The organism is Pseudomonas sp. TNT3 (genome assembly GCF_010095445.2).
Taxonomy (GTDB): domain Bacteria; phylum Pseudomonadota; class Gammaproteobacteria; order Pseudomonadales; family Pseudomonadaceae; genus Aquipseudomonas.
Genome location: NZ_WFGV02000009.1, coordinates 38,466 through 53,161 on the forward strand (window position 1 = coordinate 38,466; position 14,696 = coordinate 53,161).

The 14,696-nt window shown below is 57.8% G+C and carries 14 protein-coding genes and 1 tRNA gene; 13 read left to right on the top strand and 2 right to left on the bottom strand.

The features are described 5' to 3' along the window. Window positions 1–6: 6 nt before the first annotated feature. Window positions 7–450, bottom strand: coding sequence for a carboxypeptidase regulatory-like domain-containing protein (locus GBC55_RS08195; protein WP_162436982.1), 444 nt, complete (start codon window positions 448–450; stop codon window positions 7–9). Window positions 451–710: 260 nt separating this feature from the next. On the opposite strand from GBC55_RS08195, the gene GBC55_RS08200 reads away from it, so the two are divergent. The 4 genes from GBC55_RS08200 (at window position 711) to GBC55_RS08215 (ending at window position 3,716) form a co-directional block, all read left to right on the top strand. Continuing rightward, window positions 711–1,775: a PDDEXK nuclease domain-containing protein gene (locus tag GBC55_RS08200; protein ID WP_162437064.1), complete on the top strand. Its 1,065-nt coding sequence runs from the start codon at window positions 711–713 to the stop codon at window positions 1,773–1,775. Between the two features lie 62 nt (window positions 1,776–1,837). Next, a complete protein-coding gene (locus tag GBC55_RS08205) occupies window positions 1,838–2,791 on the top strand; it encodes an alpha/beta fold hydrolase (RefSeq protein WP_162436983.1) in 954 nt (317 codons plus the stop codon). 37 nt (window positions 2,792–2,828) lie between these two features. After that, window positions 2,829–3,245: a hypothetical protein gene (locus tag GBC55_RS08210; protein ID WP_162436984.1), complete on the top strand. Its 417-nt coding sequence runs from the start codon at window positions 2,829–2,831 to the stop codon at window positions 3,243–3,245. A 6-nt stretch (window positions 3,246–3,251) separates the two neighbouring features. Continuing rightward, window positions 3,252–3,716 (top strand): hypothetical protein, encoded by a 465-nt coding sequence (locus GBC55_RS08215; protein ID WP_162436985.1) that lies wholly within the window; start codon window positions 3,252–3,254, stop codon window positions 3,714–3,716. A gap of 74 nt (window positions 3,717–3,790) precedes the next feature. Here GBC55_RS08215 and gabP read toward each other — a convergent pair whose 3' ends face one another. Then, the gene (gabP, locus tag GBC55_RS08220; RefSeq protein WP_162436986.1) at window positions 3,791–5,182 is read right to left on the bottom strand and encodes a GABA permease; all 1,392 of its coding nucleotides are present in this window, start codon (window positions 5,180–5,182) and stop codon (window positions 3,791–3,793) included. A gap of 564 nt (window positions 5,183–5,746) precedes the next feature. Between gabP and GBC55_RS08225 the strand changes: the two genes are divergently transcribed. The 9 genes from GBC55_RS08225 (at window position 5,747) to GBC55_RS08265 (ending at window position 14,663) form a co-directional block, all read left to right on the top strand. Continuing rightward, a complete protein-coding gene (locus GBC55_RS08225; RefSeq protein WP_162436987.1) occupies window positions 5,747–6,520 on the top strand; it encodes an ABC transporter ATP-binding protein in 774 nt (257 codons plus the stop codon). A gap of 13 nt (window positions 6,521–6,533) precedes the next feature. Further along, window positions 6,534–7,280 (top strand): ABC transporter substrate-binding protein, encoded by a 747-nt coding sequence (locus tag GBC55_RS08230; protein WP_162436988.1) that lies wholly within the window; start codon window positions 6,534–6,536, stop codon window positions 7,278–7,280. Between the two features lie 78 nt (window positions 7,281–7,358). Beyond that, a complete protein-coding gene (locus GBC55_RS08235; protein ID WP_162436989.1) occupies window positions 7,359–8,054 on the top strand; it encodes an ABC transporter permease in 696 nt (231 codons plus the stop codon). After that, window positions 8,051–8,740: an ABC transporter permease gene (locus GBC55_RS08240; RefSeq protein ID WP_162436990.1), complete on the top strand. Its 690-nt coding sequence runs from the start codon at window positions 8,051–8,053 to the stop codon at window positions 8,738–8,740. Before GBC55_RS08235 ends, GBC55_RS08240 begins: the two co-directional genes overlap by 4 nt. Next, on the top strand, window positions 8,721–9,950 hold the full coding sequence (locus GBC55_RS08245; protein ID WP_162436991.1) for a methyltransferase: 1,230 nt from the start codon (window positions 8,721–8,723) through the stop codon (window positions 9,948–9,950). Before GBC55_RS08240 ends, GBC55_RS08245 begins: the two co-directional genes overlap by 20 nt. A gap of 341 nt (window positions 9,951–10,291) precedes the next feature. Then, the gene (locus GBC55_RS08250) at window positions 10,292–11,116 is read left to right on the top strand and encodes an FkbM family methyltransferase (protein ID WP_162436992.1); all 825 of its coding nucleotides are present in this window, start codon (window positions 10,292–10,294) and stop codon (window positions 11,114–11,116) included. 77 nt (window positions 11,117–11,193) lie between these two features. After that, a tRNA-Thr gene (locus tag GBC55_RS08255) sits at window positions 11,194–11,269 on the top strand. 172 nt (window positions 11,270–11,441) lie between these two features. Continuing rightward, on the top strand, window positions 11,442–12,764 hold the full coding sequence (locus GBC55_RS08260; RefSeq protein ID WP_162436993.1) for an integrase arm-type DNA-binding domain-containing protein: 1,323 nt from the start codon (window positions 11,442–11,444) through the stop codon (window positions 12,762–12,764). 825 nt (window positions 12,765–13,589) lie between these two features. Continuing rightward, window positions 13,590–14,663, top strand: a complete 1,074-nt coding sequence (locus GBC55_RS08265) for an integrase domain-containing protein (RefSeq protein ID WP_247266881.1) — start codon at window positions 13,590–13,592, stop codon at window positions 14,661–14,663. The last annotated feature ends 33 nt before the right edge of the window (window positions 14,664–14,696 follow it).

A 14,696-nucleotide genomic window follows, 5' to 3' on the forward strand; every position in this document is an offset into this window, starting at 1 on the left:
CGCTCCCTACTCACCGTCATTCCAGTGAAAAACCAGGTTGCGCGCAGCACCGCTGCCAACATCAGTGGTGTCACGTCGCTCTTCACCATTTCTCGTCGCAGCCACCGTGTACTTGCCAGGTGGCAGCTGGACATAAACCAGCGGACCGGCCTGCGTCAGGGTCAACACGGTTTGCCCCTGAGCGTTATGAATAACCACATCAACGTCCGGGACGTACTTGTTCTCCACGCCGATAGAAAATGTCATGTGCAGGTTGTAGCCAGTGGCTTGCTGGATCGCCTTAGCCTCGTCCTCGCCAATACCGCCAGACAAATAGGCAACGCCATTCTGGTCCTGCCGCTGAACTTGCACACCTGAGCTGTCGACAGGTTCCAGACTGGCAGCCTGCAGCGCCACCGGGAACATCGATAGGCAGACGAGCACAAGAATCAATGAGTATCCGTGTTTCATGATGGCAACTCCCGAGCTCCGTAGAGCTCAATCATTACCCTTGTTAGATTTGTCGCTAAACGTTCAAGTTTCAGATTGATTAGTGCTTGGGCTCACTGCGAATTGGACTACAAGTCGAATTCCGAAACTGTGCCAAGTCGTCGGATCGATCCTGCAACCCCCTCAGTCCCTTCGTTCACATTTACCAGCCGCGCCCGGCATCGGTCTCTGCTCCTGCCCTGCGATTCTTTTACGCCCGCTCATCAGCCTCGGAAGAATCCATGAAAGCGCCCCGTCAGGACATGATTCAAGACCCAAATGTAACCTCCCTCCTGAGCAATCTCGGCGAAGTGATTCGGGAGGCACGCCAGAAGGTCCTGCGAACGGTTGACACGGTTCAGGTACAAACCTGCTGGCAGATCGGGCGGCATATTGTCGAGTTCGAGCAAGGCGGCGCTCAACGAGCCGCCTATGGCAAACACCTACTGGCATCGCTGGCAAAGGTGCTGACGGCAGAGTTCGGGAAGGGCTTTGATGAGACAAACTTGCGGAAAATGCGGCTTTTTTACCAGGCCTTTCCAATTCGAGACGCACTGCGTCTCGAATTGAGCTGGACGCACTACCGCAGACTCTTGAGGGTCGACAGTGAACACGCCCGGCAGTGGTACATGAAAGAGTCCGCCGCACAAAACTGGTCATCGCGAGCATTGGAACGCCAGATCAATACGCTCTACTACGAACGCTTGTTGGCGAGCCGGGATCGCGCTGCCGTCATGCAGGAAGCCGCCTCGAACATCCAGCAGTTGAACACCAGTCCTCGAGACTTCATCAGGGATCCAGTGGTATTGGAGTTCCTCGGCCTGCCTGATGCAGGTCTGGTGATGGAAAGCGAGCTCGAGCAAGCGCTGATCAATCAACTGCAATCGTTTCTGCTGGAGCTCGGAAAAGGCTTTGCCTTCATCGCTCGCCAACAACGCATCAGCACCGACAGCAAAGATTTCTATATCGATCTGGTGTTCTACAACTACTTGCTTAAATGCTTTGTCATCTTTGATTTGAAACGCGGAGAACTGACCCACCAGGACGTCGGGCAGATGGACATGTATGTACGCATGTACGATGACCTCAGACGCGGCCCGGAGGATGGCCCGACTGTCGGCATCATCCTTTGTGCGCAAAAAGACGAGTCCGTGGTGCGTTATTCGGTATTGGAAGGCAACGACCACCTGTTCGCCACTAAGTACAGGCTAGTGCTGCCAAGCGAAGAAGAACTTCGAGCCGAACTGGACCGCGAGCGCGCGTTGCTTGAGGAGCGGTTGCTTCATGTTCAACCACCGAATAGCTGACGGATTGTCCATCCGCTGCGCGAAGACTATCGTTGGTTGCTTCTCGCCAAGGTCCGATACCGATGAATCTGCAACAGGACATGCCCCCGGCCTCCACCCAAATCGAGCGGCCTCCAACTGCGGCCCAACAGTTCAAGGAGGCCGCCGCAGACGGCTATATCCTCGGCGGATTCATCTGGCGGCATGCTATTCCTGACGCGATGCGCCCTGTCGTCATCATCAATGCCGCCACTTCCGTCCGCTGCCGCCATTACTCGCGCTTCGCCGACTACCTCTGCGCCCATGGCTTCGACGTCATGACCTTCGATTACCGCGGCATCGGTGAATCACGACCCGAGTCACTGAAAGGACTGAAGGCGTCATGGTCCGACTGGGGCGCATTGGACTTTGAGGCGATGCTCAAGCGCGCTCAGCGTGAATTCCCCGGCCAGCCCATCGACGTCGTTGCCCACAGCTTTGGAGGCTGTGCAGCGGGCCTGGGAGCGTCCGGGCATCTCATTCGACGCCTGGTGACGGTCGGGGCGCAATTCGCCTACTGGCGTGACTATGCGCCCACACATCGCTGGCGGATGTTCGGCAAGTGGCATCTGGTCATGCCGTTAGTGACGATGCTGTGCGGATATTTCCCCGGTAAACGGCTTGGCTGGCTGGAAGACACGCCGGCCGGCGTCGTCCGCGACTGGAGCACGCCCACCGCTCGTTACGAGAAGCGCCCCAGCGGCCAGGACTGCCACGTCAGGGCCTTTGGCCGCGTCACCGCAAAAACACTGGCCATCAGCATCACAGACGATCCCTATGGCACGATCCCGGCTATCGAACGACTGCTGGGCTACTTCACCCAAAGCACAAACACCCACCTGCGAATCGCCCCCGAAGACATCGGCCAGACAGAAGTCGGACATTTCGCCTTTTTTCGCAGCGCATACCAAGCCACACTATGGCCCATTGCATTGTCCTGGCTGCAAATCGGCGAACTGGCCGCTGACACTCCGGGACGGCTAGTGCCCCGCCACTGACCAATGCGCCCCTTCAACGAAATACGGAACGACGCCCATGGCCTCCGCCAACAAGCAGCAAAAACGCGCCACCCGCGCCAAAGCCAAGGCCAAGCAGAACCGCACCCAACGGGCGGTCGCGCCGGTCGAACTGGATCCGAATGACGATAGAATCGACTTCGAATCGGTAGACCTGACCGAACTGTTCAAAGAAATGATCGACGCCCAGAAGATCAGCCAGCAAGCCATGTGCACCGTGTTCCTGGAACACCCGTTGCTCGCGCTGGTGCTGGAGCAGGAAGGCGAAGAAACCGCGACAGACTTCATCATCGCCGCGCTGATCGAGTATCGCCAATGGTCCACCGAAGTGGACGAAGCCGGTGCCTTGGCGTGGATCGAATCCCCGGATTTCCAGATTGACTACGTGGCGGCATCCGAAGCCATCGCGGCCCAAAACCCACAGACACCGAACTGAGTTCCCATGGCCTCCCTGAACAAGCAACAAAAACGCGCCAAGCGCGCCAAGATCAAAGCCAAGCAAATCAATATCCACGGACGAAAACCCGCCGCGCTGGACGACGACCTGGACAATGACCTGGACGAACCGGGCGAGCCGATCCCGGAATACACCCTGGCCATGTTCAGCAAAATGCGCGACGCAGAAGCCGTCAGCCGCAACGATATGCTGCTGGCCCTGCTGACCGACCTCGCCGGCATCATCACCGACCATCCCGACCTGCTCGACATGGAAAACGCCGACAACGAAGCCATGGCTGCCACCCACCTGGCCGCCGACATGCTGATCGACTATCGCATGTGGGCTGACGGCATGGACCACGATGCCGCCCAGGCCTGGCTGACGGACCCGCAGTTCATCACAGACTTCGGCACAGCACTGGACAGCTATCGCCAGTCGCTGGATGCAGAGGAAGAAAAGGGCGAATAATTCACCCTTTTCAAAAATCAAAAACGGCCGCTCGTCATCACTGACAGCGGCCGTTTTAGGTTACGCGGCGCGAATCAGGTCAACACCACTGCACCAAGCTTCTGCAGCTTGCGACGGCGAGCCACAAACAAACCGGCCGCTACCACCAACAGGCTCAGGAAACCGGTGGCGAGAATCTCCACGCGATGCGCTTCCTGGAACAGCATGATGGTCAGGGCCACCACGATGAAGATGATCACCGCGTAAGTCAGGCCCGGGAACAGCCACATGCTGAAGGCAATTTTCTCGCCGCGAGCCATACGCTGCTTGCGCATGCGCAGTTGCGAAAAGGCGATCACCAGGTACACCAGCAGCGCGATGGCGCCGGAGCTGGCCAACAGGAATTCGAACACGGCAGCCGGGGCCACGTAGTTGGCGAACACCGCCAGGAAAGCTGCAGCAGTGGACAGGATAACGGCCCAATACGGAGTGCCGCTTTTGTTGGTGCGCTGGGAAATGGCCGGTGCATCACCGCGCTTGCCCAACGAGAACATCATGCGCGAGGCGGTGTACAACGCCGAGTTCAGGCAGCTGGTCACAGCAACCAGGACCACGATGTCGACGATCAGCTTGGCATTCGGGATGCCCATGCGCTCAAGCACTGTCTGGTACGAACCTACCGCTGCCAGCACCGGGTCATTCCAAGGCACCAGGGCCACGACGATGAAGATCGATACGAGATAGAACAAACCGATCCGCCAGATCACCGAATTGGTGGCCTTGGAAATCTGTTGACCTGGGTTCTTCGATTCCGCGGCCGCAATGGTCACGATCTCGGTACCCATGAAGGAGAACATCGTTGTCAGAATCGCGCCCAACACCGCACCCATGCCATTCGGCAGGAAGCCCTGAGTGTCGAACAGGTGTGAAACGCCGCTGACCTGGCTATTCGGCAAAAAGCCAAAAATCGCCGCAACACCAAGGGCAATGAAACCGATGATTGCCAAGACTTTAACCAGGGCAAACCAGAATTCGAATTCACCGTAATTTTTCACGCTGAACAGGTTAGTCACTGTCAGCAGCAGGGTGATGACCAGCGTAAACGCCCAGATCGCCACATTCGGGAACCAGGCATGCAGGATCGTCGCGGCAGCGTTCGCTTCCAGCGGAATCACCAACACCCAGAACCACCAATACAGCCAGCCGATAGTGAAACCGGCCCAGTGACCGATCGCGCGATCGGCATAAGTAGAGAAGGAGCCCGTGTCTGGCGAAGCAACAGCCATCTCACCGAGCATGCGCATCACCAGCACCACCAGGGTACCGGCGGCGGCGTAGGCCAGAAGCACAGCAGGGCCGGCGGCAGCAATGGCGTGGCCGGAACCGACGAACAGCCCGGCGCCGATAACCCCGGCGATCGACAGCATGGTCACATGACGCGGTTTGAGCCCCTGTTCGAGGCCATTGGAGCTTGGGGTACTGCTCATTGAAACTACCTTTTGTAAGGAGAAGCGATTACGTCCACCCCGCCGCGGCATTCTTTCTCGTAAAAAGAAACCAACAGGGCGTTCCGTATTCTGCACGCAATAATTGCGCCAAAATGTAACAAAGTCCTCAATCACGGGCCCTGTGGGAAGACCGGACAGTCATCGCAAGTTATTGAGATTAATGGCAATTCGCCAGAACGTTACCCACCGACTCACTTTAGAAACGAATCAGCGCACCAGAAACACACTAAAAAAATGTTGGACGCACGATAAAAGTGCGGATCCGGAACGTTTGTCCGATCAATGCTTCCAACACCCCGTCAAAGCTGGCAACATCGCGCCCTTTTTTGGGACAGCTGCCGCGTTTTTTATCGACAGGCCGGGTTCAAACGGCTGTTCGGTTGATAGCAGCGCGACAGTCTGCTGTACCGATGCGACAACCTGCCACACGACATCCGTTTACCGCCCGTAGCGCTGTTGGCTGCCATTCAGACGCTATGCTAGCTTGGCCGCCTCGCCAGGAAGGCCGCCAACAGCAGGAGCAACACACTATGAGGAACGCACATGGCTGAGGCCGCGCCCGCGCTTGAAATCCGCAACTTGCACAAACGCTACGGTTCGCTGGAGGTGCTCAAAGGTATCTCGCTGACCGCCCGCGACGGCGATGTGATCTCGATCCTCGGTTCCTCCGGTTCCGGCAAGTCCACGTTCCTGCGTTGCATCAACCTGCTGGAAAACCCGCATCAGGGACAGATCCTGGTGGCCGGCGAAGAACTCAAGCTCAAAGCCGCCAAGAACGGCGAACTGGTTGCCGCTGACGGCAAGCAGATCAACCGCCTGCGCAGCGAGATTGGTTTTGTGTTTCAAAACTTTAATCTCTGGCCGCACATGAGCGTGCTCGACAACATCATCGAAGCCCCGCGCCGCGTGCTCGGCCAGAGTAAAGCCGAGGCCATCGAAGTCGCCGAAGCCTTGCTGGCCAAGGTCGGCATTGCCGAAAAGCGCCACGCCTATCCGGCAGAACTGTCCGGCGGCCAGCAGCAACGCGCGGCAATTGCCCGCACGCTGGCGATGCAACCCAAGGTGATTCTGTTCGACGAACCCACCTCCGCCCTTGACCCGGAAATGGTCCAGGAAGTACTTAATGTCATCCGCGCATTGGCCGAGGAAGGCCGCACCATGTTGCTGGTTACCCACGAAATGGGCTTCGCCCGTCAGGTGTCCAGCGAAGTGGTGTTCCTTCACCAGGGCCTGGTAGAAGAGCAAGGATCGCCACAGCAGGTGTTCGAAAACCCGCTTTCGGCGCGCTGCAAACAATTCATGTCCAGCAACCGCTAACGGAGCTACCCGCATGCAGAACTACAAAAAAGTCTTCCTGGCTGCCGCCGTCACCCTGGCGTTCAGCGCCGGTGCCATGGCCGAAACCCTGAAGATGGGCATCGAAGCGGCCTACCCGCCGTTCAACAACAAAGATGCCAGCGGCAACGTTGTCGGCTTCGACAAGGAAATCGGCGACGCCCTGTGCGCCAAGATGAAAGTCGATTGCACGGTGGTCACGTCCGATTGGGACGGCATCATCCCGGCCCTGAACGCCAAGAAGTTCGACTTCCTGATCTCCTCGATGTCGATCACCGACGAACGCAAGCAAGCCGTCGACTTCACCGACCCGTACTACTCCAACAAGCTGCAGTTCATCGCACCTAAAGACAAAGAGTTCAAGACCGACAAGGCTTCCCTGCAAGGCAAAGTGATCGGCGCACAACGTGCGACCCTCGCCGGCACCTGGATGGAAGACAACATGGAAGGCGTCGAAGTCAAACTCTACGACACTCAGGAAAACGCTTACCTGGACCTGACCTCCGGTCGTCTGGACGGCATCCTGGCTGACAAATACGTCAACTACGAATGGCTGAAAAGCGACGCCGGCCGCAGTTACGAGTTCAAAGGCGACCCGGTGGAAGAAAGCGACAAGATCGGTATCGCAGTGCGTAAAAACGATCCGATTCGCGAGAAGCTGAACGTCGCACTAAAAGAAATCGTGGCTGACGGCACCTACAAGAAGATCAACGACAAGTACTTCCCGTTCAGCATCTATTGATCCTGACCTGCCGGACCGACGCCGCCCTCTGACGGCGCCGGTCCCCGGCCTTGCCTGCCGCGATTTGAAAAGAAATCCATGATTATCGACCTCTACGGATTCGGCCCGGCGCTCGCCGCTGGCGCGCTGATGACTGTGAAACTGGCACTCTCGGCCCTGTGCCTGGGGCTGGTACTCGGTCTGCTCGGCGCCTTGGCCAAGACTTCCCCGTACAAGCCGTTGCAATGGCTTGGCGGTACTTATTCGACCCTGGTGCGCGGCATCCCGGAATTGCTCTGGGTGCTGTTGATCTACTTCGGTACGGTCAACCTGATGCGCGCCCTGGGCGAGTTCTTCGGCAATCCCGACCTTGAACTCAACGCATTCGCCGCCGGTGTGATTGCCCTTGGGCTGTGCTTCGGCGCCTACGCCACGGAAGTATTTCGCGGCGCGATCCTCGCTATCCCCAAAGGTCACCGCGAAGCTGGCGTAGCCCTGGGCCTGTCGAAATGGCGCATCTTCACCAAGCTGATCATGCCGCAGATGTGGCGCATCGCCCTGCCGGGCCTTGGCAACCTGTTCATGATCCTGATGAAAGACACCGCCCTGGTCTCGGTCATCGGCCTGGAAGAAATCATGCGTCACGCGCAAATCGGCGTGACCGTGTCCAAGCAACCGTTCACCTTCTATATGGTGGCTGCGTTCATGTACCTGGGCCTGACGATTCTCGCCATGACCGGCATGCACTTTATGGAACGACGCGCCAGTCGCGGCTTCGCAAGGAGCACCCAATGAACTGGGAAGTCATCATCAAGTGGCTGCCGAAGCTGGCCCAAGGCGCCACCCTGACCCTGGAACTGGTCGCCATTGCCGTCATTGCCGGTTTGTTGCTGGCGATTCCGCTGGGCATCGCGCGCTCGTCGCGCCACTGGTACGTGCGCGCATTTCCCTACGCCTACATCTTCTTTTTCCGCGGCACGCCGTTGCTGGTTCAACTGTTCCTGGTCTACTACGGGCTGGCGCAGTTCGATGCCGTACGCAACAGCTCGATGTGGCCGTACCTGCGAGATCCATTCTGGTGCGCCACCGCCACCATGACCCTGCACACGGCGGCGTACATCGCCGAGATCCTGCGCGGCTCGATTCAGGCGATTCCAAAGGGTGAGATCGAAGCTGCCCGGGCGCTGGGCATGTCCCGCGCCAAAGCGATGTTCTACATCATTCTGCCCCGTGCCGCGCGCATCGGCCTACCGGCCTACAGCAACGAAGTGATCCTGATGCTCAAGGCCAGCGCCCTGGCCAGCACCGTGACCCTGCTGGAACTGACCGGCATGGCGCGCACCATCATTGCCCGGACGTACTTGCCGGTGGAGATCTTCTTCGCCGCAGGCATGTTCTATCTGCTGATGGCTTACGTGCTGGTTCGCGGCTTCAAGCTGCTGGAGCGCTGGCTGCGCGTCGATGCCTGCCAAGGACGCTGATCGCGAAGTGCTGACGGGCGAGGACCTACTCGCCCGTTTCACGGCGCTGGATGCTTTTCTGATCGAGCATCAAGCGCTATGGAAGCCCAGACCGTTTACCCATCTTGAGCTTCCTTGGGAAACTTCCTACCCGGAACTCGCGCATAGGCTACGCGAGCGATCCCTGGACGAAGCGGAACACGCACACAACCACCCTGCTTTTCTCGATGCCCCCGAGCCGTTCGCCTCCCTGGCCGCGAAGTCACTGGAACTGAGCGCCGTGGCCGAATTGCCGGCTCGAGCATTGGCAGAGGCCGGGCATCGGCTGAACGTCGATGTACCGGGGCGTAAATGGCAGCAAATCGAGGCGTTCGCCAGTCGATTAACGTTCGCGCAAACGCCCACACATTGGCTGGACTGGTGCTCAGGCAAAGGGCATCTGGGACGACGCCTGCTGCAAGCCGGGCAACAACTCACCTGCCTGGAATACGACCCGGCACTGGTCATCAGCGGCCAGGCACTCAGCCAGCGTCATCAACTGCATGCGCTGCACGTTGAACGCGATGTACTCGACCCTGATACCGCGTCTCTACTTGATCGGTCCCACACACCCGTTGCGCTACACGCCTGCGGCGATCTGCACGTCAGGCTGATCCAGCTCGCCAGCGCGGTGGGCTGCAAACAAGTGGCCGTTGCACCGTGCTGCTATAACCGGATCAACCTTCCGACTTACAAGGCAATGTCCTCGGCGGCCAGCCAATCCAGCCTGCGGCTCTCCCTCGACGACCTGTCACTGCCCGCCAGCGAAACCGTTACCGCCGGCGCGCGCGTGCGCCGCCAGCGCGACACATCCATGGCCCGCCGTCTGGCCTTCGACCTGCTGCAACGGCAACTGCGCGGCATTGATGAATACCTGCCCACTCCCTCGCTGCCTGCTGCATGGCTGGATAAATCCTTCCCTGAGTATTGCCATCATTTGGCCGCCTTAAAGGAGTTATCCACAATCGGCGATCAGGACTGGTCCGCTTTGGAGGCCACCGGATGGCAGCGCCTCTCTCACGTGCGCAACCTGGAGCTGTTGCGCGGACTTTTCCGACGGCCACTGGAGCTTTGGCTGGTGCTCGACCGGGCACTTTTCCTTTTCGAGCAGGGCTACTCCGTCAGGCTCGGAACCTTCTGCGAAAGCCCCGTCACACCACGTAATCTCCTGCTGCTCGGTGAACGCGCCTAATCCGCCGAGCCTGTGGATAACTCTGTTGATGAAATAATCGTGGATCCAATATCTACGGCTGTTTCGGGCCTGAAACACCACTGTTCAATTTTCGTACACATGAATAAAAAACCCGAAAAACAGGCATTTGCGATCAAATGAGAACGGGTCCACAGAAACAGTAATGAGCACCGGCGCGGGACAAGCCAGTTGTGCATAAGCAATTGGTGAAAAGGACATAACCGCCGAAAACAGGACCTCATCAACAGGAAATTGCGCCTACCCGCTCCCCTTGCTATACAAGCAACCAGGCGCCGACATCGCAGCCAAAAAACAAGAAAACCAACTGGCAGGAGGCGACAGTGACGTTTATTTCCTACGCACAGAATTTCGAAGACGTACGCCTATGGCGCGCGCTCAACAACATAGAAAACGGCTTCTACATCGACATCGGCGCCAACGACCCTGTCCACGACTCCGTCACCAAAGCCTTCTACGACAATGGCTGGACCGGCATCAATGTCGAGCCAATGCCCAACTACTACCAAGCCTTCAGCGAGCAGCGCCCCAAAGACGTCAACCTGCAATGCGTCGCCGGTGAAAACGCACAAGACCTGACCTTCTACGGCATCGCCGGCACCGGCCTCTCAACCCTGGAACCGGCCATGGCGCAGCTGCACAAAGATGCCGGCATGGACGTACGAACCCAAACGGTAAAATCCCGCACGTTGTCGTCCATTTGCGAAGAACACGCAAACGGCCGGCCCATCCACTTCCTGAAAATAGACGTCGAAGGCCACGAAGAAACCGTCCTGCGCGGCATGGACTTCACCCAATGGCGGCCGTGGATCATCCTCATCGAAACGCCCTGGGAGCGAAACCAGACCTGGGAAACCCTCGTCACCGACGCCGGCTACCACTCCATCCTGTTCGACGGCATCAACACCTACTACCTGGCCGACGAACACCTGAACCTCAAACCCGCTTTCGATATCCCGCCCTGCAACCTGGACAACTTCCAGTTATGCCGCGGCCACAAGTTCAGCCACCCCGTCAGCGACGCCGAACAACACCTCGCCGCCGCTCTGGCACGCGCCGAACAGGCCGAAGAGCAGCTGCACGCCATCCAAAACAGCCGCACCTGGAAAGCCCTGCATAAACTCAAGAAAGCACTGCGCCGAGCCTGACACGAAGCATGTGCAAAAATAGTCTGAATTCAGGGGTTTACAGAACCAATCCAATCGCTATAATCGTCGCCCAACACGCCGGTATAGCTCAGTTGGTAGAGCAACTGACTTGTAATCAGTAGGTCCCGGGTTCGACTCCTGGTGCCGGCACCATCCAAGGTTCCAGAGAAGGCTTTCAAAATCTCTGGAACCCCCGAAAAACCCGCCTTCTGGCGGGTTTTTTCGTTTTGGCGTTCCGTCGGATTCCGCCAAAATCTTATGGATACCAGCCGTTTTAAGGATAAAGATAGGGGTAAGGTCATTCGATAAAGGGAGGAGTACCCTTATGTCGCGCACCACTGCCCCACTCTCCGATTCGGCTTGCCGTTCAGCCAAGCCCACCGACCGCGCCTACAAGCTTTTCGACGGCGACGGCCTCTACCTTTTAGTCCAACCCAATGGCCGCAAAGGCTGGCGTTTCAGGTATGTAAAACCCGATGGTCGTGAAGGACTGACCTCGTTCGGCAACTACCCCGTGGTCGGCCTCGCCGATGCGCGCAAGAAGCGCCTAGAGGTCAAGCGGATGCTGGCGGAAGGGATCGACCCCATCGAGTCCAAACACCAAGCCAAGACGCAAGCCACAATCCAAGGCCGAACCTTTGAGAGTGCGGCCTTGGACTGGCACAAAACGATGTCTGCCAAATGGGCTCCGGGCCATGCCAAGACAGTCCTGAGCCGTCTCAAAACCCATGTTTTTCCACTAATCGGTGATCGCGCTATCGTCGACCTAGACACTCACGACTTGATGCAACCTCTGGAAGCAATCCAGAAGCGTGGCACGATTGACGTCGCGTTAAGGGTACAAAACTACCTGCAAAGCATCATGCGCGAGGCGAAACGTGCTCGACAGATCGCGGCAAACCCTGCCTCCGACCTTGAAGGCTTGATCAAAGCACCGAGGGTAGTTCACCGCCCAGCTTTACCCTTATCGCGTCTGCCTGAATTGCAGGAGCGCATCGACACCTACAAAGGACGAACGCTGACTCGGCTGACAGTCATGCTCTCGCTACATGTGTTTGTCCGCTCCAGCGAACTTCGCTTCGCCCGCTGGAGCGAGTTCGACCTCAAGCGCGGCACCTGGGAGATACCGGACACTCGACCCGCGCTGGACGGAGTACCCTTTTCAACAAGAGGTACGAAGATGGCCGGTGACATCCATCTTGTACCCTTATCGCCGCAAGCCGTGACCCTGCTTGAACAGATCCGCACCCTCACCGGCGAATTCGATCTGGTGTTTGCAGGCGATGCCAACCCGTCGAAACCGATGTCTGAAAACACGGTGAACAGCGCGCTTCGAAATATGGGTTACGACACCAAAACCGAAATCTGTGGCCATGGCTTCCGCTCGATGGCCTGTAGCGCACTGATTGAGTCAGGACTGTGGTCCGAGACCGCTATTGAAAGACAGATGAGCCACAAAGAACGCAACAACGTCCGCGCCGCTTACATCCACAAGGCCGAATTCATTGAGGAGCGCAGATTGATCATGAACTGGTGGAGCCGGTACCTTGAGACGAATCGACAGGAGCATGTCACCCCCCACGAATTGGCGAACCAGACCGGACCGAACGTCACTCGCTTAAAAGCAAAACGTGGCGCAACTGAGTAAGCGCTCGGTCTTCATATCTCAGTGATCCGCTTGTCCATGCGGGCCCATCCAAACAGGGCTGCAAAGCCGCCCTGTTTGGATGGACCTCACTTAAAAAATCTAAAGCCCACGCAACTGTCTGTGGAAAACCACGGATTTCCACCGGTGGATAATTTCATCCACAGCCGCAGAACTCCCGAAAATTGGAGTCTTGACCCGAATTATCCACAGGCGTAGAAAAGATCGGGCAAAGCGCTGTCGTTGACAGCAACCCAGGTAGCCAGAACCTTTAAGGCTACGCCACACCGTGGTGGTTCTCCAAAGTGCGATTAGCGTCCGGCGGCTCGCACGGTCACAGCGATGTGATGGATGCCTACTTTACCAGCGTGCCCACTGCGGCAACTCATCCCCTTTCATAGCTGCCCTGCAGCAACCTATCCGCTTGGCCATTTCACTGCGCCAACCTGCGCCCGTCTCTTTCTTCTGGAAAGAGACGGGCGCTCCTACCGCTGCTGCAGCCCAACTCGTACAAGGCTTTGCGGCATTCCCTCTCGTGACAATCGGCGTGACAAACACCGAAGTCACCAGCAACAGCGATGCAGATGATGGTGCCGCAGCCGATGGACAGGCTGCACCTGACTGACAGTCAGGCATGCCCCGGTCATCGCATCACTGCCTTCACCTGACTCAAGATCTCGCGGCGTCGGTCTCGTCAGCCAGCGCAGCCTCCACCCGCCCACTTCCTCGGAAGTGCTCAGGAGGCCAGATCATGAGATGCCCAAGCTCCCGGTCGTAAAGAGCCGCCAGTCCCGCGTTAGTGGACAACCCTCACAGGTCGCAGGGGCCTTGATCCCTGATAACACTCAGCATTCTTGGCGGGATGACGTGGGGAAAGTTTTAAAAGTTTTGGCTTCGAGAGGAGTTTGCTCATGGCAATGGCCCGCAAGGTGTGCCGGGCGCAATTTTGGCTATGGTCGGCAGCTGAGCTATGCGGGGCCACAAGCATTACGTGATCTTTTTGGCGGCGGGCATTACGGCACGGTCAAAGCGCACAGTGATCGGTGGCAGGCATTTGTGCGGTGGTGTCGGTCGAAGGATGGGCCAGGGTTTAACGATGCGCGGCAGATAGATCGGCAGACCTTGCTGGACTACGCCGGACATCTGCGTCAGCAAGTTGAACAAGGCGCTATAGGCATCATAGGCATCGCCACCGCGCAAAACCGGTTGTCCAGCGTGAACCGGACCCTGGCTGCGCTTCGCGGTGATCAGTATATGAGAGCGCCAAGTCCAAGTAAGGCGCTGGGAATGCAGCGCTCCGGTATCCGCAGTGAAGTACCTCAAGGCCAAGACCGCGCACAAGTGAAACGGATCGTTGAAGTGCTATGTGGACATCAGCAGCCACGAGTCGCTGCCATCGTGCAGTTGGCACGCGAAACCGGGATGCGTTTACGTGAGGCCATTTTAGCAAACCTGCCCCGGCTGCAACGTGAGGCCAAACAACTCGGCAGGATCAACATCCAGGACGGCACCAAAGGCGGTCGTTCGGGCGCATCAGCCTCTCGCTGGATTACGGTAAGCAATAAGATCCGCGAGGCACTGGCATTCGCCCATCAAGTTTTGCCAAAAGGTAGCCGCAACCTATTGGCCCCGAACGAAAGCTACCTAGACTTCCTAACGAGCACCGTCCGTCCCGCTCGAGACCTCCTCCACACGCATGAACTCAGAGGCTTTCATGAGCTGCGGGCGGCTGATGCGTGCGAACGCTACGAGGAAATCACTGATCACCTCGCGCCCATCAACGGTGGTAATTGCTACCAACTCAACCAACACCTCGATCAGTTGGCCCGAGTACAAATCAGCTACGAACTTGGTCACGGTCGTATCGACGTGGTTTCGGCTTACATTGGTGGTCGAGCATGAGCAAAACATTTGATATGGAACTGTTCCTGGCGA